Annotated in this window: 18 protein-coding genes; 15 read left to right on the forward strand and 3 right to left on the reverse strand. The window is 72.9% G+C overall.

Annotation, left to right across the window (positions count from 1 at the left end):
• The first annotated feature begins 9 nt into the window (after positions 1 to 9).
• The 5 genes from rsmI (at position 10) to DEJ16_RS14550 (ending at position 4,919) form a co-directional block, all read left to right on the forward strand.
• Positions 10 to 831: a 16S rRNA (cytidine(1402)-2'-O)-methyltransferase gene (gene rsmI / locus DEJ16_RS14530; protein ID WP_110825969.1), complete on the forward strand. Its 822-nt coding sequence runs from the start codon at positions 10 to 12 to the stop codon at positions 829 to 831.
• A gap of 122 nt (positions 832 to 953) precedes the next feature.
• Positions 954 to 2,531: a methionine--tRNA ligase gene (metG, locus tag DEJ16_RS14535; RefSeq protein WP_110825970.1), complete on the forward strand. Its 1,578-nt coding sequence runs from the start codon at positions 954 to 956 to the stop codon at positions 2,529 to 2,531.
• The gene (locus DEJ16_RS14540) at positions 2,528 to 3,451 is read left to right on the forward strand and encodes a TatD family hydrolase (RefSeq protein ID WP_110825971.1); all 924 of its coding nucleotides are present in this window, start codon (positions 2,528 to 2,530) and stop codon (positions 3,449 to 3,451) included. Before metG ends, DEJ16_RS14540 begins: the two co-directional genes overlap by 4 nt.
• A gap of 2 nt (positions 3,452 to 3,453) precedes the next feature.
• Positions 3,454 to 4,317, forward strand: a complete 864-nt coding sequence (rsmA, locus tag DEJ16_RS14545; protein WP_110825972.1) for a 16S rRNA (adenine(1518)-N(6)/adenine(1519)-N(6))-dimethyltransferase RsmA — start codon at positions 3,454 to 3,456, stop codon at positions 4,315 to 4,317.
• Positions 4,318 to 4,379: 62 nt separating this feature from the next.
• Positions 4,380 to 4,919, forward strand: a complete 540-nt coding sequence (locus tag DEJ16_RS14550; protein WP_110825973.1) for a hypothetical protein — start codon at positions 4,380 to 4,382, stop codon at positions 4,917 to 4,919.
• Positions 4,920 to 4,933: 14 nt separating this feature from the next.
• Here the strand turns inward: DEJ16_RS14550 and DEJ16_RS14555 are convergent, their stop codons facing one another.
• Positions 4,934 to 5,674, reverse strand: coding sequence for an SDR family oxidoreductase (locus tag DEJ16_RS14555; RefSeq protein ID WP_110826052.1), 741 nt, complete (start codon positions 5,672 to 5,674; stop codon positions 4,934 to 4,936).
• 101 nt (positions 5,675 to 5,775) lie between these two features.
• Between DEJ16_RS14555 and DEJ16_RS14560 the strand changes: the two genes are divergently transcribed.
• Entirely contained in the window at positions 5,776 to 6,618 is an 843-nt protein-coding gene (locus DEJ16_RS14560) for a helix-turn-helix transcriptional regulator (RefSeq protein WP_110825974.1), read from the forward strand.
• Positions 6,619 to 6,691: 73 nt separating this feature from the next.
• Here the strand turns inward: DEJ16_RS14560 and DEJ16_RS14565 are convergent, their stop codons facing one another.
• The gene (locus DEJ16_RS14565) at positions 6,692 to 7,462 is read right to left on the reverse strand and encodes a DUF3800 domain-containing protein (protein ID WP_110825975.1); all 771 of its coding nucleotides are present in this window, start codon (positions 7,460 to 7,462) and stop codon (positions 6,692 to 6,694) included.
• Between the two features lie 100 nt (positions 7,463 to 7,562).
• On the opposite strand from DEJ16_RS14565, the gene DEJ16_RS14570 reads away from it, so the two are divergent.
• From DEJ16_RS14570 to DEJ16_RS14585, 4 genes are all read left to right on the forward strand, one after another.
• Complete coding sequence (locus tag DEJ16_RS14570; RefSeq protein WP_110825976.1) at positions 7,563 to 8,573, forward strand: RimK family alpha-L-glutamate ligase; 1,011 nt, start codon at positions 7,563 to 7,565, stop codon at positions 8,571 to 8,573.
• 119 nt (positions 8,574 to 8,692) lie between these two features.
• Positions 8,693 to 9,739: an LLM class flavin-dependent oxidoreductase gene (locus DEJ16_RS14575; protein WP_110825977.1), complete on the forward strand. Its 1,047-nt coding sequence runs from the start codon at positions 8,693 to 8,695 to the stop codon at positions 9,737 to 9,739.
• Entirely contained in the window at positions 9,739 to 11,037 is a 1,299-nt protein-coding gene (locus DEJ16_RS14580) for an O-acetylhomoserine aminocarboxypropyltransferase/cysteine synthase family protein (protein ID WP_110825978.1), read from the forward strand. The genes DEJ16_RS14575 and DEJ16_RS14580 overlap by 1 nt, the downstream gene beginning before the upstream one ends.
• Positions 11,038 to 11,131: 94 nt before the next feature.
• Positions 11,132 to 12,064: a 4-(cytidine 5'-diphospho)-2-C-methyl-D-erythritol kinase gene (locus DEJ16_RS14585; protein WP_110825979.1), complete on the forward strand. Its 933-nt coding sequence runs from the start codon at positions 11,132 to 11,134 to the stop codon at positions 12,062 to 12,064.
• Positions 12,065 to 12,094: 30 nt separating this feature from the next.
• On the opposite strand, the gene DEJ16_RS14590 is transcribed toward DEJ16_RS14585, so the two are convergent.
• On the reverse strand, positions 12,095 to 13,753 hold the full coding sequence (locus tag DEJ16_RS14590) for a glycosyltransferase family 39 protein (RefSeq protein ID WP_146232902.1): 1,659 nt from the start codon (positions 13,751 to 13,753) through the stop codon (positions 12,095 to 12,097).
• A 108-nt stretch (positions 13,754 to 13,861) separates the two neighbouring features.
• Between DEJ16_RS14590 and DEJ16_RS14595 the strand changes: the two genes are divergently transcribed.
• The 5 genes from DEJ16_RS14595 to DEJ16_RS14615 all read left to right on the forward strand — a co-directional run bounded on the left by DEJ16_RS14595 (position 13,862) and on the right by DEJ16_RS14615 (position 18,154).
• The gene (locus DEJ16_RS14595; RefSeq protein WP_110825981.1) at positions 13,862 to 14,272 is read left to right on the forward strand and encodes a molybdopterin-binding protein; all 411 of its coding nucleotides are present in this window, start codon (positions 13,862 to 13,864) and stop codon (positions 14,270 to 14,272) included.
• On the forward strand, positions 14,269 to 15,357 hold the full coding sequence (locus DEJ16_RS14600) for a ThiF family adenylyltransferase (protein ID WP_110825982.1): 1,089 nt from the start codon (positions 14,269 to 14,271) through the stop codon (positions 15,355 to 15,357). Before DEJ16_RS14595 ends, DEJ16_RS14600 begins: the two co-directional genes overlap by 4 nt.
• Before the next feature lie 66 nt (positions 15,358 to 15,423).
• Positions 15,424 to 16,206, forward strand: a complete 783-nt coding sequence (modA, locus tag DEJ16_RS14605) for a molybdate ABC transporter substrate-binding protein (RefSeq protein ID WP_110825983.1) — start codon at positions 15,424 to 15,426, stop codon at positions 16,204 to 16,206.
• Positions 16,207 to 16,304: 98 nt separating this feature from the next.
• Positions 16,305 to 17,090, forward strand: coding sequence for an ABC transporter permease (locus tag DEJ16_RS14610; RefSeq protein WP_110826053.1), 786 nt, complete (start codon positions 16,305 to 16,307; stop codon positions 17,088 to 17,090).
• A complete protein-coding gene (locus DEJ16_RS14615; RefSeq protein ID WP_181419620.1) occupies positions 17,087 to 18,154 on the forward strand; it encodes an ABC transporter ATP-binding protein in 1,068 nt (355 codons plus the stop codon). Before DEJ16_RS14610 ends, DEJ16_RS14615 begins: the two co-directional genes overlap by 4 nt.
• Positions 18,155 to 18,183 lie beyond the last annotated feature (29 nt).

Raw genomic sequence — 18,183 nt, forward strand, 5'->3', positions numbered from 1 at the left:
AATGGGGACGTGATCGTCCTCGCAGCAACCCCCATCGGCAACCTCGGTGACGCCTCCCGTCGACTCGTGGAGACGCTGTCGAACGCCTCCGTGGTCGCCGCCGAGGACACCCGGACCGCGATCCACCTCATGCGTGCCCTGGGCATCGAGAACCGACCGCGCCTCATCGCGCTGCACGAGCACAACGAACGGGAGCGCGCGGCCGAGGTCGTCGAGCTCGCACGCGAGGACGACGTCGTGGTGCTCACCGACGCGGGCATGCCGGCGATCAGCGACCCCGGGTTCCCGCTGGTCGAGGCCGCCGCGGCCGCAGGCGTCACCGTCACGGCCGTCCCCGGCCCGAGCGCCGTGCTCACCGCCCTCGCCCTCTCCGGGCTGCCGACCGACCGCTTCACGTTCGAGGGGTTCCCGACCCGGAAGGGCGGGGAGCGGCGTCGTGTCTTCGCGGCGCTCGCCGGGGAGCAGCGGACGATGGTCTTCTTCGAGTCCCCGCACCGGATCGCCGACACGCTCGGGGACATGGCCGCCGGCTTCGGTGCCGACCGGCGCGCGGCGGTCTGTCGTGAACTCACGAAGCTGCACGAGGAGGTCCGTCGCGGCACCCTCGCCGAGCTGACCGAGTGGGCGGCCGACGGGGTCCGCGGCGAGATCTGCGTCGTCGTCGCCGGGGCCACCGGGTCGGGGGAGGACGCCACGATCGAGGACGGTGTCCGCCTCGTGCTCGAGCGCGTGGCCGCGGGAGCGCGGATGAAGGAAGCCGCCGCCGCGGTGGCCGACGCGACCGGGCTGTCGAAGCGGGACCTCTACGAAGGCGCGCTCGCCGCGCGCTGAACCGACCGGGGGGAGTCGGACGGGAGGCCCGTGGCGACGTCGCGACGAGCCTCCCGTCCGGTCATCCACAGGCGGCCGGGAGGCGCGTCACGCGGTTTCGAGTCGCCTCTAGGATGGTCCGCATGGCCGACGGCAGCTCGTTCTCGATCACCACGCCGATCTTCTACGTCAACGACGTGCCCCACATCGGGCACGCGTACACGGAGGTCGCCGCGGACGTCCTCGCGCGCTGGCACCGGCAGCGCGGCGACGACACCTGGCTGCTGACCGGCACCGACGAGCACGGGCAGAAGATCCTGCGGACCGCCTCGGCGAACGACGTCACACCGAAGGAGTGGGCCGACCGCCTCGTCACCGACGCGTGGAAGCCGCTGCTCGACACGGTGGACGTCGCCAACGACGACTTCATCCGGACGACGGACGAGCGGCACGAGCGGGGCGTGACGGCGTTCCTGCAGAAGCTGTACGACGACGGCTACATCTACGCGGGCGAGTTCGAGGGCTTCTACTGCGTGGGGTGTGAGGAGTACAAGCAGCCGAGCGACCTCGTGCCCGGGACCGGTCCGTACGAGGGCCAGCAGGTCTGCGCGATCCACTCAATCCCGGTGGAGGTCCTGGCCGAGCGGAACTACTTCTTCCGCATGTCCGACTTCGAGCAGCGCCTGCTCGACCTCTACGAGTCGAACCCGCAGTTCATCCAGCCGGAGAGCGTCCGCAACGAGATCGTGTCGTTCGTCAAGCAGGGCCTGCGCGACCTGTCCATCTCGCGGTCGAGCTTCGACTGGGGCATCCAGATCCCGTGGGACTCGGACCACGTCCTCTACGTCTGGTTCGACGCGCTCCTCAACTACGTCACCGCACTCGGCTACGGCACGGAGGACGACGAGGCCTTCCAGCGTCTCTGGCCGAGCGTGCACATCGTGGGCAAGGACATCGCACGGTTCCACGCTGTCATCTGGCCCGCGATGCTCATGGCGGCCGGACTGCCGGTGCCGGAGCGCGTGTTCGGCCACGGGTGGCTGCTCGTCGGCGGCGAGAAGATGTCGAAGTCGAAGCTGACCGGCATCGCCCCGAGCGAGATCACCGACACGTTCGGGTCCGACGCGTTCCGCTACTACTTCCTGCGTGCCATCACCTTCGGGCAGGACGGCAACTTCAGCTGGGAGGACATCTCGGCGCGGTACCAGGCGGAGCTCGCGAACGGGTTCGGCAACCTGGCGTCCCGCATCGTCGCGATGCTGAACCGCTACTTCGACGGTGCCGTCCCCGAGCGCGGGGAGCTGACCGAGTCCGACGCTGCGATCGACGCCCTCGCGCAGGCCGTCACCGAGCGTGCCGACGCCGCGATCGAGGCCTTCGCGCCGCACGACGCGATCAGCACCGTCTGGGAGCTCGTGGACGCCCTCAACGGCTACATCACCGAGCAGGAGCCGTGGGCCCTCGCCAAGGACGAGGCGCAGCGTGCGCGGCTCGCGACCGTGCTCGTCACGGCGCTCCGCGGACTCGGGACCGTCGCGGTCCTGGTGTCGCCGGTCATGCCGAAGGCCACCGAGAAGCTCTGGGCGTCGATCGGTGCCGGCGGGTCGATCGCCGAGCAGCGCGTCGACCGTGCCTGGGAGTGGCAGGGCTCCGAGACGGTGACGCCCCTCGCCGCCGGGCTGTTCCCGCGCATCGAGCAGCCGGAGCAGGGCGCCGCGTGACGGACGCGCACGTCCGCGCACGCGGTGGCGACGGTGGCCGGCAGAAGCGGGACCTGACGTACCCGCCGTTGCCGCAGGCCTTGGCGGTCCCCGTGTACGACAACCACACCCACATGGAGATCGCCGACGGCGTCGGTGACGGTGGGGACGGTCCGCTCGAGTACGGCGAGCACCTCGACCGCGCCGCGAACGTCGGTGTCCGCGGCGTGGTGCAGGTCGGGACCGACCTGGCCACCTCGCAGTGGTCCGCGTCGATCGCAGCCCGTGAGCCGCGCGTCCTCGCGGCGGTGGCCCTGCACCCGAACGAAGCGCCGGTGCTCGACGAGCAGGGGCTGTTGGACGAGCACCTGGCCGGCATCGAAGCGCTCGCGGGGCTGCCGCGCGTCCGGGCGATCGGCGAGACCGGACTCGACTTCTTCCGGACCGGGGACGACGGCCGAGCCGCCCAGGTCCGCTCGTTCGAGGAGCACATCCGGATCGCGAAGGAGTACGACCTCGCGCTGACGATCCACGACCGGGACGCCCACGACGCCGTGGTCGAGGTCCTCGAGCGCGTCGGCGCTCCGGAGCGGACGGTCTTCCACTGCTTCTCCGGCGGCACCGAACTCGCGCGGCTCTGCGCCGAACGCGGCTGGTACATGTCCTTCGCCGGGACGGTCACGTTCAAGAACGCGCAGAACCTGCGGGACGCCCTGCACGTGGCGCCGCGGCACCTCATCATGGTCGAGACCGACGCCCCGTTCCTCACACCGACGCCGTTCCGCGGCCGGCCGAACGCGCCGTACCTCATCCCGCTCACCGTGCGGTCGATGGCGGAGACCCTCGGCACCGACCCGTCGACGCTGGCCGAGCAGATCTCGTCCAACACCGAGCTCGTGTACGGCTCGTGGGACGACGAGCCGACCACGGTGGGGGAGTAGTCATGGGTGCCCTCCTCGGTCCGGCGGAGATCCGCGACCTCGCGGCGACGCTCGACGTCACCCCCACCAAGAAGCTCGGCCAGAACTTCGTGCACGACGCCAACACCGTGCGACGCATCGTCTCGGTTGCGGGGGTGACGCCGGACTCCCGCGTGCTCGAGGTCGGTCCCGGGCTCGGTTCCCTGACGCTCGGGCTGACCGAGACCGGCGCTCCCGTGACCGCCGTCGAGATCGACGCCCGGCTCGCCGCGCACCTGCCGACCACCGTCGCCGCGATGCAGCCCGACGCCCGCCTCACGGTCGTCCACCAGGACGCACTCCAGGTGGCCGCCGAGGACCTGCCCGTGGCGCCGACGCACCTCGTCGCGAACCTGCCGTACAACGTCTCCGTGCCGGTGCTCCTGCACCTCCTCGCCACCTTCCCGTCCCTCGTCCGGTCGCTCGTCATGGTGCAGGCCGAGGTCGGCTACCGGCTCGCGGCGGACCCGGGCAGCAAGGTCTACGGGTCCCCGAGCGTCAAGGCCGCCTGGTACGGCTCGTGGCGCATCGCGGGGCAGGTCAGCCGCCAGGTGTTCTGGCCCGTGCCGAACGTGGACAGCGTGCTCGTCGGTTTCGACCGGCACGAACCGCCGGGGGACGAGCAGCTGCGGTCGCGGGTCTTCACCCTCGTCGACGCGGCGTTCCAGCAGCGGCGGAAGATGCTGCGGCAGGCACTGTCCGGCGTCCTCGGTGGCAGCGCCCGTGCGTCGGAGGTCCTCGAGGCGGCGGGCATCGCACCGACCGCCCGCGGCGAGGAGCTCGGGGTCGACGACTTCGTGCGGCTCGGCCGGACCGTCCTCGCGGCCGCCGGCGGCGCCGCGTCCTGACCCCGCCACACATGGGCAGCCGTCCGGCGGAGGATCCGGTCCGCGCTGGGTACGCTCGCTCCATGACCGACGACGTCGTCCGCTCGCACGCACGGGGGATCCCCGCCGACCGCGTGGCCGCGGCCACCGGTGCCGCGCCGGACGACTGGTACGACCGCCTCGACCGAGCCGACGGGCGCACCATCGGCCACACGGCCATCGCCGCCTGGCTCGTCGGTCAGGGCGTCGACCCCTGGTGGGCGCAGAGCGTCGCCGTCGGCTACGAGCAGTCCCGCGGCCTCCGTGTCCCCGGGCAGCGCTCCGACGGCACGTTCGCCGTCTCGGCCTCACGGCAGGTCGACGGCGACCGGGAGGCGGTGCTCGACCGCGCGGTCGTCGTCGCGTCCGCCGCGTTCGGGCACGGCCCGACCTCGGAGCGCCGGGGTGGGAAGCGTCCCTCGGCCCGGTGGACGTCCGCCGACCGGGAGTCGGTGCTGCTCACGACGGAGGACGGCCCCCGCCCGGGCACCGTCCGGCTGTCGGCGACGCGTGAACGTCTCACCGGGCCGGAGCGGATGCCCGAGGCGAAGGCCGGACTGCGGGACCTGCTCGCCGCGGTCTGAGCCGCAGGGCGGGCTCAGTGCTCGCGGCCCGCCATCATCTCGAGGATCTGCTGGTGGGTGCCGTCGCGTTCGGCCCACCGGAGCGGCTGGACGTTCTGCACGAGGACCTCCGACGTCCCGCCGGTCTCGATGATCGTCATCACCTCGTCGACGAAGGCGTCGAGGGGCATGCCGCCGAAGTCCGCTCCGCCCATCAGGTCGGTCTGCACGGCCGGCGGAGCGAGTTCGAGCACCTCGACCGCGGTGCCGACGAGCTGCTGTCGGAGTGCCTGCGTGTACGAGTGCACGCCGGCCTTGGTGGCGCTGTAGGTCGGGGTCGCGGTGAGCGGCACGAACGCGAGCCCCGACGACACCGTCATGACGGTGGCGGCCGGGCGGGTGAGCAGGTGCGGCAGGAACGCGTCGATCAGGCGGATCGTCCCGACCAGGTTCGTCTGGATCGTCTCGAGGGCGTCCTCGATGTGGCCGGGGTCGCGGAGGTCCTCGTTCCGCATGATGCCCGACATCGTCACGAGGGTGTCGAGTCCGGGGTGTGCGGCGAGGACCTGGTCGGCGGCCGCCCGGATCGAGTCGGCATCGGCGACGTCGATCTGGACCGTGCCGAGGCCGTGCTCCTCGGCGAGGGAGTCGAGCAGGGCCTGTCGGCGCCCGCCGATGACGACGGTGCTGCCCGCGGCCTGCAGGCGGAGCGCGAGCGTCAGGCCGATGCCCGAGGTCGCGCCGGGGATGAAGACGGTGCTGTTGGTGGTGTCCATGACGACCACGATGCCCGCGCCGTGTCGACGCATCCAGAGCCCGCACATCGGGGGACCGCCGGTCCCTGGTTCCCGGCCGCGCCGAGCAGCAGACTGGACGCATGGACCGTGCCGCCCTCGCCGACTTCCTGCGCCGCCGACGCGAGCTCCTGCGCCCGGAGGACGTCGGGCTCGGTGCCGGCGCTCGTCGACGCACCCCGGGCCTCCGTCGTGAGGAGGTCGCCGCGCTGGTCGGCATGTCGGTCGACTACTACACGCGCCTGGAGCAGCAGCGCGGACCGCAGCCGTCCGAGCAGATGGTGGCCGCGATCGCCCGTGCCCTCCGCTGCTCCCTCGACGAGCGCGACCACCTGTTCCACCTCGCGGGGCAGAACGCGCCGGTGCGCATGCACCGCGCCGACCACGTGGACCCGGCGATCCTCCGGGTGCTCGACCGGCTGACGGACACGCCGGCGATCGTCGTCAGCCACCTGGGGGAGACCCTCGTCGAGAACCGGCTCGCCGTGGCGCTCCTCGGCACGTCGGTCGGCCTGTCGGGCAACGATCGGTACCAGGCATGGCGGTGGTTCGTCACCGGCACCGAGCTCGACCGGTACGCACCGGAGCAGCACGAACGACTGGGGCGGGTCGTGGTGGCGTCACTGCGGGCGGCGGTCGGTCTCGCCGGACCCGGCGATCGTCGGGCGACCGAACTCGTCGCCGAACTCGAGCGGCGCAGTCCCGAGTTCGCCCGGCTGTGGGCGCTGCACGAGGTCGCCCTCCGCTGGTCGGACAACAAGACGATCATGCAGGCCGAGCTCGGTCGCATCACCGTCGACTGCCAGGTGCTGCACACGGACGACCAGGCACAGGCGCTCCTGCTCTTCACTGCACCGCCGGGGAGCGAGGACGCCCAGAAGCTCGAACTGCTCGGCGTCCTCGGCCAGCAGACCTTCGCCGGTTGACGGCCGGATCGACCTGTTCCGTCGATCTCGACAGGGCCTATGCCGGATGATATTGTGACATGGCAGGACGTCGTCAGACCTCCCGCACCCAGCCGACGCCCCGCCCTCGAGCGGGGCGTCGTGCGTCCGGGGGGCACCAGACGGCCTCCTCGACTGTGATCGACCGCACTGCCCGCACGATCCGGGCCGTGGCCCGCGCTGCGCGGTGGTCACGTTCCGGCACGGTCCTGTCCCGGTTCAGGAAGTACGTCGCGAAGTCGGCTGCCTGGAGCAGCCGGCTCTCGCGCGACGGGCCGAAGTAGAGCGTGTCAGCGATCCTGGTGAGCGGACCCGCTGTCCATCCGGAGGACACGCCCGTCCTGACGTCCCGCAGGCTGCGCCGCGCTCCGTCGGCGGCGGCGTGGTGGTCGTCGGCGAGCACGAGTCCGAGTTGCTCACTCGGGTCAGCTCCTTCCAGGTGCTCATCGACCGCTTCGAGCACGTGTGCGAGCGTCAGGAGGTGTACCGGACGGGCGTCCGCGACGGGATGAGCGCGGTGTGCACGGAGGTCGATGCCCCGGAACACGAAACTGGCCGTCGACCGGGCGAGCACAGTCGCCGTCGACATGCAGGCCCGCACTCGCACTTGCGGCGGGACGCACCCCCAACCGCTCTTGCCGTGGAACATCTCGACGGCGTGGAACTCGGTCTCCGGGTCGAACCCCGGCACTGACCGCGCGACGTCCGTCGCCGCCGCGTCCAACCCGTCCTCGATCGTCCGGAGCGCTGCCGCGTCGACGATGAGCGCGCCGAAGAAGTAGTAGCGGTCATCACGAGCGGATTCGTCGATGAAGATGAGACGCATCAAGCCAGGATACTGATGTACCAGTCTGTCGATGCGCCGCAGCCGCAACACCACGTCACACACCTGGCAGCCTCCACACGTGCGTGCCTAGGGTGGGGCGGTGAGCACTCCGCGCGTGACCGTCATCCACGAGAACCCCGAGTGGTTCCCGCCGCTCGCCGCTGCCTTCGAGGCCGAGGGCGTCCCGGTGCGGGAGCTCCTGCTGACCGAGGGGCAGATCGACCTCGGCGCCGAACCGGAGCCCGGTGTGTACTGGAGCCGCATGTCGGCCAGCTCGCACACACGCGGGCACGAGCACAGCAAGGAGTACACCCGCGCGGTGCTCGGCTGGCTCGAACGAGCGGGCCGCCAGGTCGTCGGCGGCAGCCACGTGCTCGAGCTCGAGGTCTCGAAGGTCGCTCAGCACGGGCTCCTGCAGCAGGCCGGGTTCGACGTGCCCCGCACCACCGCGGTGTTCGGCACGGCGACGCTCACGCAGGCGGCCGCGGACTTCACGGGCGGCCAGGACGTCCCCTTCATCACGAAGCACAACCAGGGCGGCAAGGGCCTCGGCGTCCGGCGCTTCGACTCGCTCGCCGAGTTCGACGCCTACGTCGACAGCCCGGAGTTCGAGGAGCCGGTGGACGGCATCACGCTGCTGCAGGAGTACCTGACCGCTCGTGAGCCGTTCATCACCCGCGTCGAGTTCGTGGGCGGCGAGTTCGTCTACGCCGTCCGCGTCGACACGAGTGCGGGCAGCTTCGAGCTCTGCCCCGCCGACGCATGCGAGGTCCCGCAGGTCATCGCCGGCGCGGTGTGCGAGGTCCCCGGCACGGAGACCGCAGGAGCGCCCCCGGCGTTCAGCGTCCGGACCGAGGTGACCGCGGAGCACCCGCTCGTGCAGCAGCTCCGCACGTTCCTCGCCGACCAGCGGATCACGATCGCCGGCGTCGAGTTCATGGAGACGACCGACGGTCGGACAGTCGTCTACGACATCAACACGAACACGAACTACAACCCCGCCGTCGAGGAGGCCGCACCGGCCTCGGGCCCGCGGTCGATCGCCCGCTACCTCGGCGGGCTGCTCGACGCGGAGTACGCCACGGCCGCCGCACCGGCGGCGCACGCCTGACCGGCGACACGACACCGCCGCACCACACGGCACCGCCTGACCCACCCACCGGTCTGGAGGCCCGGCTCGCCACCGGCACCGAGCCTCCGGACCGTCATCTCCACCAGCAAGGAACCCCCGTGCGATTCGGATACTGGACCCCGCTCTTCGGCGGCTGGCTGCGCAACGTCGACGACGAGCAGATGCCGGTCACGTTCGACTACGTGAAGCTCCTGGCGCAGCGCGCCGAGCGGATCGGGTTCGACCTGACGCTCGTGCCGGAGCTCAACCTCAACGACATCAAGGGCGTCGCAGCGCCGAGCCTGGAGGCGTGGGCGCTCGCGGCGGCGATCGCGGCGACGACCGAGCGCCTCGAGATCATGGCGGCGATGCGGCCCGGATACCACCTGCCCGCGGTGACGGCGAAGCAGGCGGCGACGATCGACGACATCTCCGGCGGCCGGTTCACCTTCAACGTCGTGAGCGCCTGGTGGGCGGAAGAGGCCCGTCAGTACGGCGGCATCTTCTCCGAGCACGACGACCGCTACAAGCGCACGGCGGAGTTCGTCGAGATCATGAAGGGGTTGTGGCGCGAGACGCCGTACAGCTTCTCCGGCGAGTACTACGAGATCGAGAACGCCCACCTCGAGCCGAAGCCCCGCGTCACCCCGCGCATCTACGCCGGCGGTGAGAGCGAGGCCGGCAAGGCGAGCATCACCCACTACGCCGACGCCTACGTCACCCACGGCGGCACCGTCGAGGAACTCCGGACGAAGATCGCCGAGATGCGCCGGCGCCGCGAGGACGCCGGGCTCCCGCCGTTCGAGGCGTTCGGCATGGCCGCGTACGCGATCGTGCGCGACACCGAGGAGGAAGCGCAGGCCGAGCTCGCACGCATCACCGACGTGCAGCACGGCAAGGCGTACGAGTCCTACCAGGACTTCATCTCGAAGTCGCAGCTCGAGCACGTGCCGTCGCTCGAGGACTACTCGGTGTCGAACCGGGGCCTGCGCCCGCAGTTCGTCGGGACGCCGGAGCAGGTCGCCGCACGGATCCGCGAGTACGAGGAGGTGGGTGTGGACACCCTGCTCCTGCAGTTCTCGCCGCAGCTCGAGGAGATGGAGCGCTTCGGCGAGCAGGTCATCCCGCTCGTGCGTGCGTCCGTCCCCGTGGAGACGGTGTCCTGATGGCCGCCGAGGACGACTGGGCGTTCGAGACCCGGCAGATCCGCGCCGGGTTCAAGGCCGATCCGGGCTTCGGCGGGAACGTGCCGCCGATCGCGCAGACCGCGGCCTTCGTGTACCCGTCCGGCGAGGACGCGGCCGACCGGTTCCTGCTCAACGCACCCGGGCACACGTACTCCCGGGTGAACAACCCGTCGGCTGCGGCGCTGGAGCGTCGGATCGCCGACCTGGAGGGCGGGGTCGCCGCGCTCGCGCTCGCGTCTGGGCAGGCGGCCACGTCGCTCGCCGTGCTCGGGCTCGCCCGTGCCGGGGACCACATCGTGTCGAGCGCGTCGCTCTACGGCGCGACGTACACGCTCTTCGCGTCGACGCTCCGTGACCTCGGCATCGCGTTCACGTTCGTGCAGGACCCGACGGACCTGGACGAGTGGGCCGCGGCCGTCCGACCCGAGACGCGCGCGTTCTTCGGCGAGTCCATCCCGAACCCGCGCGGGGACGTCCTCGACTTCGCCGGGGTGGCGGGTGTCGCGCACGAGGCCGGCGTCCCGCTCATCGTCGACAACACCATCGCGACGCCGTACCTGGTCCGGCCGATCGAGCACGGCGCGGACATCGTCGTGCACTCCGCGACGAAGTACCTCGCCGGGCACGGCAGCGCCATCGCCGGACTCATCGTCGACAGCGGCAACTTCGACTGGGCGGCACACCCGGACGAGTACCCGCAGCTGACCACGACCGAGCACTCGGGCTTCTCGGGTACGAACTTCGCGGAGAAGTTCGGTCGCCGTGCGTTCATCCAGCGCACCCGCTCGAAGCTCTCCGCCGACCTCGGCCCGGCGATCGCCCCGTTCAACGCCTTCCTGGTGCTGCAGGGCATCCAGACGCTGTCGCTCCGCATGGACCGGCACGTGTCGAACGCCGCGACGGTCGCGTCCTGGCTCGATGCACACGACCAGGTCGAGCACGTGCACTACGCCGGCCTGCCGAGCTCCCCGTGGCACCACCTGCAGCAGCGGTACGTGCCGAAGGGGCCGTCGAGCGTCCTCGCGTTCGACCTGGCCGGCGGGGTCGAGGCCGGGCGGCGCTTCGTGTCCGCGCTCGAGCTCTTCGACCACGTGTCGAACATCGGTGACGTCCGTTCCCTCGTCGTGCACCCGGCGTCGACGACCCACGTGCAGATGACCCCGTCCGAGCGGGCCGCGGCGGGCGTCGGCGAGGGGCTCATCCGGCTGTCCATCGGCCTCGAACACGTCGACGACGTCATCGCGGACCTGGAGCGCGGCTTTGCCGCTGCGGCGTGAGCCGTCGGACGGGAGGCCCGTGGCGGCGCCGCCACGGGCCTCCCGTCCGGTATGGACGGCGGGTGGACCGGCGGGACGGGGATAGGTTGGTCGCATGACGTCGATGCCTGCTCCCGGTCGGGTGCGGACGCGCGCGCCGGGCAAGATCAACGTCCACCTGTCGGTCGGCGCCCTGCAGGACGACGGGTACCACGACGTCGCCACCGCGTACCAGGCGGTGTCCCTGTACGAGGACGTCACCGCCGAGCGTGCCGACGACTTCTCCGTCCGCTTCACCGGGCCGATCGACTCGTCCTCGGTGCCGACGGACGACACCAACCTGGCGCTCCGGGCCGCACGGCTCGTCGCCCGGACCGCCGGACACCGCGGCGGCGTGCGTCTGACGATCGACAAGCAGGTGCCCGTCGCCGGTGGGATGGGCGGCGGCTCGGCTGACGCCGCCGCGACCCTGTTGGCGGTCGACACGCTCTGGGGCACCGGACTCGGACGCGACGAACTGCTGCGGCTCGCCGCCGAACTCGGGGCCGACGTCCCCTTCGCCTTCGCCGGCGGGACCGCCGTCGGGACGGGTCGTGGCGACGAGCTCAGCCCGGCGCTGGCGAAGGGCGAGTTCCACTGGGTGCTCGCACTGAGCGACACCGGGCTCTCCACGCCGTCGGTGTACCGCGCGCTCGACGAGCACCGGGAGCGCTACCGGGCCGACATCTCCCCGGCCCCGCGGACGCCCGTCGTCGAGGCGCACGTGCTCCAAGCGCTCCGGGCGGGCGACGCCGAACTCCTCGCCGAGAACCTGCACAACGACCTGCAGGCCCCGGCCATGCGCCTGCAGCCGGGCCTGGCCGACACGCTCGAGCTCGGGGAGCGCTCCGGCGCCCTGGCCGGTCTCGTGTCCGGCAGTGGTCCCACCGTGGCCTTCCTGGTGCCCGACCGTGACGCCGCGCTCGAGGTCCAGGTCGCACTGAGCGCCTCGGGGCGCGTGGCACTCCGCGCGACCGGTCCCGTGCACGGCGCCCGCGTCCTGCACTGACCCGCTGCCCGCACGGGCAGCGACGCGGGGTCAGGAGCGGACGAACTCCGACATGATGACCTTGCCGGTCTGCCAGTTGTGCGCGACGTGGAAGCCCTGCTCCTCGAGCACCGCCTTGAGCTCGGGCCGGATGGTGCGGGAGGTGCCGCCGACGTACCAGACGGTGTCGATGTCGCCGAGACGGGACGGGACGGTCGTCGCGAGGTCGCCGTTCGTGTTCCAGAGGACGCCCTCGTCGGCCCCGTCGGTCGCGACGGCCAGGTCGGTCAGCCCGGAGAACGCGTCCGGGTAGGACACTCGGATGACCTCGGCGGTCGTCGTCGGGTGGCGGTAGACGCTGCCGAACACGACGCCCTCGTTGGCGCTCGGGCGGGCGGCGCGCTCGGCGCTGATGATCGCGGCGGCATGCGCCCAGGTGGACGCCTGCTTCGCCTCGGGGCCCTTGACGGACACGGCCGTGGGGACCGACAGGACCACGAGCACCGCGACGGCGGCGGCGAGCAGCGCCTTCGGCCGGACCGCGGTGAGCGCGACGGCGACGAGGAGCGCGACGAACGGCAGGCTGAGGGTCGCGTACTTCGGCGAGTACAGGCGCTCACCGAGTGCCGTCGCGACGAGGAGCACGGAGGTGGGGACGACGACGAGCGGCAGCGCCACCCGCACGGTCTGCGCCCGGAACAGGGCGCGTGCGGACGGCACCCGGCGGTGCACCTGCACGAGGGCGAGCCCGACGCCGACGACCATGAGGGACCAGATGACGGCCGCGTACGGGTCGGACGCGCCGAACCAGGCGGTCGACCACACCTGCCCGAGGGTGTCGCGGCTGATGTCCTTGATCCAGCCGACCTGCTTCGCCTGCGAGGACACGACGACCACGAACGGCGCGACCACGGCGGCCGCGATGCCGGCGGCGGCGGCCCAGCGGACGAGCACCCGACCGGTGACGAGCGGCGGCCCGGGCGTGCGGCCGTCCCGGGTGACCACGGCCGTCCGCAGCGCGTGCCGTTCGGCCACGAGGGTCCAGGCGAGCGCGGCGGCGTGGGCGAGGACCGCGAGCGCCAGGTAGACGTTGCAGAGCACCGCGACGACGGCGAGCACCCCGTAGGCGACCCACCACCCGGTGGACCGGGGTGCGCGTGACCGGGTGCGGCGCAGGGCCGTGACGCCCACGAGCGTCAGGCAGACCGACAGCGTCGTGATGGTGGCGTAGGGACGCCCCTCGGTCCCCGCCCACTGCACGCGGGGGAGGAGCAGGAAGACGATGCCCGCCGTGATGCCGAGCCGTCGTCCGCCGAGGCGTCGGCCGAGGGCGACGACGAGTCCCGCGGCGACCCCGATCGCGAGCGCACTCGGCAGGCGCAACGTGAACGGGGTGTACCCGACGAGCCAGAACCAGACGTGCATCAGGGCGTAGTACAGACCGTGCACGGCGTCGACGGTGTGGAGCTCCGCGAAGAGCTGCGCCCAGGACCGCTGGGCACTCGTGACGGTCGCCGCCTCGTCGTACCAGACGGACGGGACCCACGAGGCTGCCGCGGCGACGACGACGCCCACCGCGCCGATCGTGAGTTCCGGCACCCGGACCGCTGCCGTCGCGGCGGCGGAGACGGCCCCGCGGACGCCGGCACGCACCGGTACCCGGCGGACCGCGTGCGGGACGCCGATGCTGCCGGTACGGGGGGAACTCACGCCCAGCACGGTACCGAGCGCCGCTGGACGGGAACCCGGTGTCGGGCCCTGCGAGACGGTGAGTGTCCACAAGTCGTACCGGGTCGTCCCCGGTCTAGGGTCGTCGTCATGACGCAGCTCCGCATCCGTGACGCCGCGACCTACCTGGGCATCAGCGACGACACCGTGCGGCGGCTCGTCGAGGGCGGCACGTTCACGAGGGCGACCGACCCCGCGGGCAGGGCCGTGGTCGACGGACGGGAACTCGCCGAGTACGCCTCGTCGCGCGGCGACCAGCTCGCCGACCCGTCGGGCGTCCGGAGCTCCGCACGCAACCGGTTCGTCGGCATCGTGACGGGCCTGGTCGTCGACACGGTGATGGCCCAGGTCGAGCTGCAGTGCGGGCCGCACCGGGTGGTGTCGCTGATGAGTGCCGAGGCGGTCCGGGAGCTCGGGCTCGAGGTCGGGTCCGTCGCGGTCGCCTCGGTCAAGGCCACGATGGTGACGGTCGAGGCTGCGAGCCCGGAGACGGACGCGTGAGCACGACACCGGACGCGAGCACGAGCACGAGCACGCCCGTCAGCACCGCGCGTCGACGCCTCGGGTCACGCACGGCGGCGCTCACCGGTGCGGGGCCGGACGTCCTGGAACGTCTCGGTCGAGCCCGGGTGCTCGTCGTCGGTGCCGGCGGCCTCGGTGCCCCGGTGATCGCCCTCCTGGCCGGCAGCGGGCTCGGTCGCCTGACGATCGTGGACGACGACGTCGTGGACGGGTCGAACCTGTCCCGGCAGACCCTGTTCACCGGCGATGACGTCGGTTCCGCCAAGGCCGAGGTCGCGGCCGCCCGGGCGCGCGCGGTGGACCCCGAGCTCGAGGTCGTCGCGGTCGTGGGACGGTTCCGGCCCGAGCACGTCGCCGGGCACGACGTCGTGGTGGACGCCGCGGACGCCGTCGACGTCACCCGTGCGGTGTCCGACGCCTGCGCGCCGCTCGGGATCCCGTTCGTCTGGGGCACGGTGCTGTCCTGGGACGGTCAGGTCTCGGTGTTCCGGGACGCCGGTCCGGACGGTGTCGACTTCCACGACCTGCACCCCGAGGTCCTGCCGGACGAGGGGTCATGCGCGGTCGACGGGGTCCTCCCGTCACTCTGCGGCGCGGTCGGGTCGGTGATGGCCGCGCAGGTGACGGCCCTCGTCGCGGGTCTCGGCGAGCCCCTGCTCGGGCGGCTCCTCACCGTCGACGCCCGGCGGTGGCGGTGGACCGAGAGTCCCGTCCGACGTGGGCCGGCGTCGCGACGGCCCACGGGCCTCCCGGCCGGGACGGCGGACGCGGACGGCGTGACCCGGCCCGCGCGGATCGCCCCGTCCGCGCTCGCCGCCCGTCTCGCCGACCCCGCCGACCGGGTGACGGTCGTCGACGTGCGCACACCGGCCGAGTGGGCGACGGGCGTCATCGCCGGGTCCGTGCACCCGGACGCTGTCCCGTCCGACACGGAGGTCGTCGTGACCTGCGCCCGTGGGCCCCGCGCGGATGCGTGGGCACGAACCGCCGGGAGGCCCGTGACCGTCCTCGACGGTGGCGTCGACGCATGGCGTCGGGAAGGGCTCCCGCTCGCACCGGCCTGAGGCGTCGACCGCTGGTGCGGATAGGATCAGCCGTGGATGCCGCACCTGCGGCAGTGTGGAGGGCCGATGCGACGCGCGACCGCACTCGCAGCCGTCCTCGTGCTGGCGCTGACGACCGCCGGGTGCGCGAGCGGTCCCACCGCCGACCGCGCGGGCGGCGGCGTGGAACGGACTCCCTCGAGGACGGTCACGGTGTTCGCCGCGGCATCGCTGCAACGGACCTTCACGACCCTGGGGCGCGGGTTCGAGCGCGCGCACCCCGGCGCGACGGTGACGTTCTCGTTCGCCGGCTCGAGCGATCTCGTCTCGCAGATCCGCAACGGTGCCCCCGCCGACGTCCTCGCCTCCGCCGACCAGGCGAGCACCGAGGCGCTCGGGGCCGACCTGCTGGACGGTCCGCCGCGCGCCTTCGCGACGAACACGCTCGAGATCGCCGTGGCGCCGGGCAACCCGCTGCACGTGTCCGAACTCGCGGACCTGACGGCGTCGGACGTGCAGCTCGTCACGTGCGCCGCGCCAGTGCCGTGCGGTGCTGCGACCGCGGCCGTCGAGCGTGCGAGCGGGGTCGAGCTGCACCCGGTCAGCGAGGAGCAGTCCGTCACCGACGTCCTCGGCAAGGTCACGTCCGGTCAGGCGGACGCGGGCATCGTCTACCGCACCGACGTCCAGGGCGCGGGCGGGGACGTGGCGGGCGTCCCGTTCGCCGCTGCTGCGGACGTCGTGAACACCTACCCGATCAGCGTGCTCCGGGACGCGGCAGACCCGACGACCGCTCGGGCGTTCACGGCGTACGTGCTGTCGCCCGCCGGCCAGCGGGTGCTCGCCGCCGCCGGGTTCGGGGAGCCCTGACCGTCGTGCGCCGTGCCACCGCCACCCGTGCCGCCGCCGCCCGCACCACCGCCGACCACGGTGCCGCCGGCCACGGCGCCGCTGGCCGCTCCGGCAGCATCCGCCGTGCACCGGTCCCGTGGTGGCTGCCGGTGCCGGCCGTGCTCGGCGGCCTGTTCGTCGTCGTGCCGGTGCTCGCGATGGTCGGCCGCGTCGAGTGGGGCTCCTTCGTGGCGCTCGTCACGTCACCCGCGTCCCGGACGGCCCTGGTCCTGAGCCTCGGGACCGCGGCTGCGGCGACCGGGGTCTCGTTCGTGCTCGGCTACCCGCTCGCGGTGCTCTTCGCCCGGTCCCGGTCGCGGTGGATCGGCGTGGCGCGGGCGGTCGTGCTGCTGCCCCTCGTGCTGCCGCCGGTCGTCGGTGGGCTCGCGCTCCTGGCCGCGTTCGGGCGGATGGGCGTGGTCGGCGCGTTCCTCGACGAGCACGGACTGCGGATCGCGTTCACCACGGTGGCGGTCGTCATGGCGCAGACGTTCGTCGCCATGCCGTTCCTGGCGTCCGCGATCGAGGGTGCCCTGCGCGTCGAGGGGGACCGCTACGAGCGCGTCGCGGCCACGCTCGGCGCCGGCCCGACCCGGACGTTCCTCACCGTCACGACGCCGCGGGTGCTGCCGGGGATCCTGTCCGGCCTGGTGCTCTGCGCCGCCCGGGCGCTCGGTGAGTTCGGTGCGACGCTGACCTTCGCGGGCAGCCTGCAGGGGGTGACCCGGACCCTCCCGCTCGAGGTGTACCTGCAGCGCGAGGTCGACCCGGACGCCGCGGTCGCCCTCGCCCTCGTGCTCGTGGTCGTCGCGGTGCTCGTCATCGGCCTGGCATCCGTCCGGACCCGCGCGGTGACGCCGTGACCGCCGCCGCAGCCCGGACCGGCCTCGTCGCGCACGTGGTTAGCCACGACCGGGACGTCGACGTCGCCCTCTCCGTCGGACCGGCCGAGTGCGTGGCCCTCGTCGGTGCGAACGGTTCCGGCAAGTCGACGGTCCTCGACGCGGTCGCCGGCCTCCTGCCGCTCGACGGCGGTGCGGTCCGCTCCGACGACCGGGTCCTCGCCGGTGCCGGGCGGGGCCTCCCGGCACACCGTCGCCGCATCGGACTCGTCGCCCAGCGGCCCGACCTGTTCCCGCACCTCTCCGTCCTCGCGAACGTCGCCTTCGGTCCGCGGGCCGCGGGCCGGTCCGGCCGGGAGGCCCGCGCGGCCGCCCGGCACGCCCTGGCCGCCGTCGGGGTGGCCGACCTGGCGAACCGGGCGCCCGGGACGCTGTCCGGCGGGCAGGCGCAGCGCGTCGCGATCGCCAGGGCCCTGGCCGCCGACCCCGCCGTCGTGCTGCTCGACGAACCGACCTCGGCACTCGACGTCGGCGCGCGCGAGGACGTCCGCGCCGCCCTCCGCACGGCCGTGTCCGGTCGGCCGAGCGTCCTCGTGACGCACGACCCGGTCGAGGTGATGGCCCTCGCGGACCGGGTCGTCGTCCTGCAGGACGGTCGGGTCGTCGAGTCCGGCACCCCGGCCGAGGTGCTCGCGCGTCCGCGGAGCGGGTTCGCGGCGGCGTTCTCGGGTCTGGTGGTGGTGCACGGGACCGCGACGGCGGACGGGCTCGTGCTCGACGGTGGCTCCGGTGGCTCCGGTGACGGGCGCCCGCTGGCGTCGGCCGCGCACCACGTGCCTGCCGGTCGACCCGTGTCGGCGGCCTACCACCCGACGGCGGCGGTCGTGACACGGGACACCGGCGTCGGCCCCGGTCTGCCGCGGGTCGTCCGTGCCCTCGAACCGCGGAACGGCCTGGTGCGGTTCCGCACCGACGACCTGTCCGCCGACCTGACCCTGGCCGCGGTCGCGGCGCTCGGGGCGACGGTCGGATCGACGGTGCGGGTGCACGTCCCGCCCACCGAGCTCACCGTGTGGGAGTCCTGAGCGCGGAGTCCGGCGCCCGTGCGCTGAGC

Origin of the sequence: Curtobacterium sp. MCJR17_055 (assembly GCF_003224335.1) — a bacterium.
In the GTDB taxonomy this organism is placed as follows: domain Bacteria; phylum Actinomycetota; class Actinomycetes; order Actinomycetales; family Microbacteriaceae; genus Curtobacterium.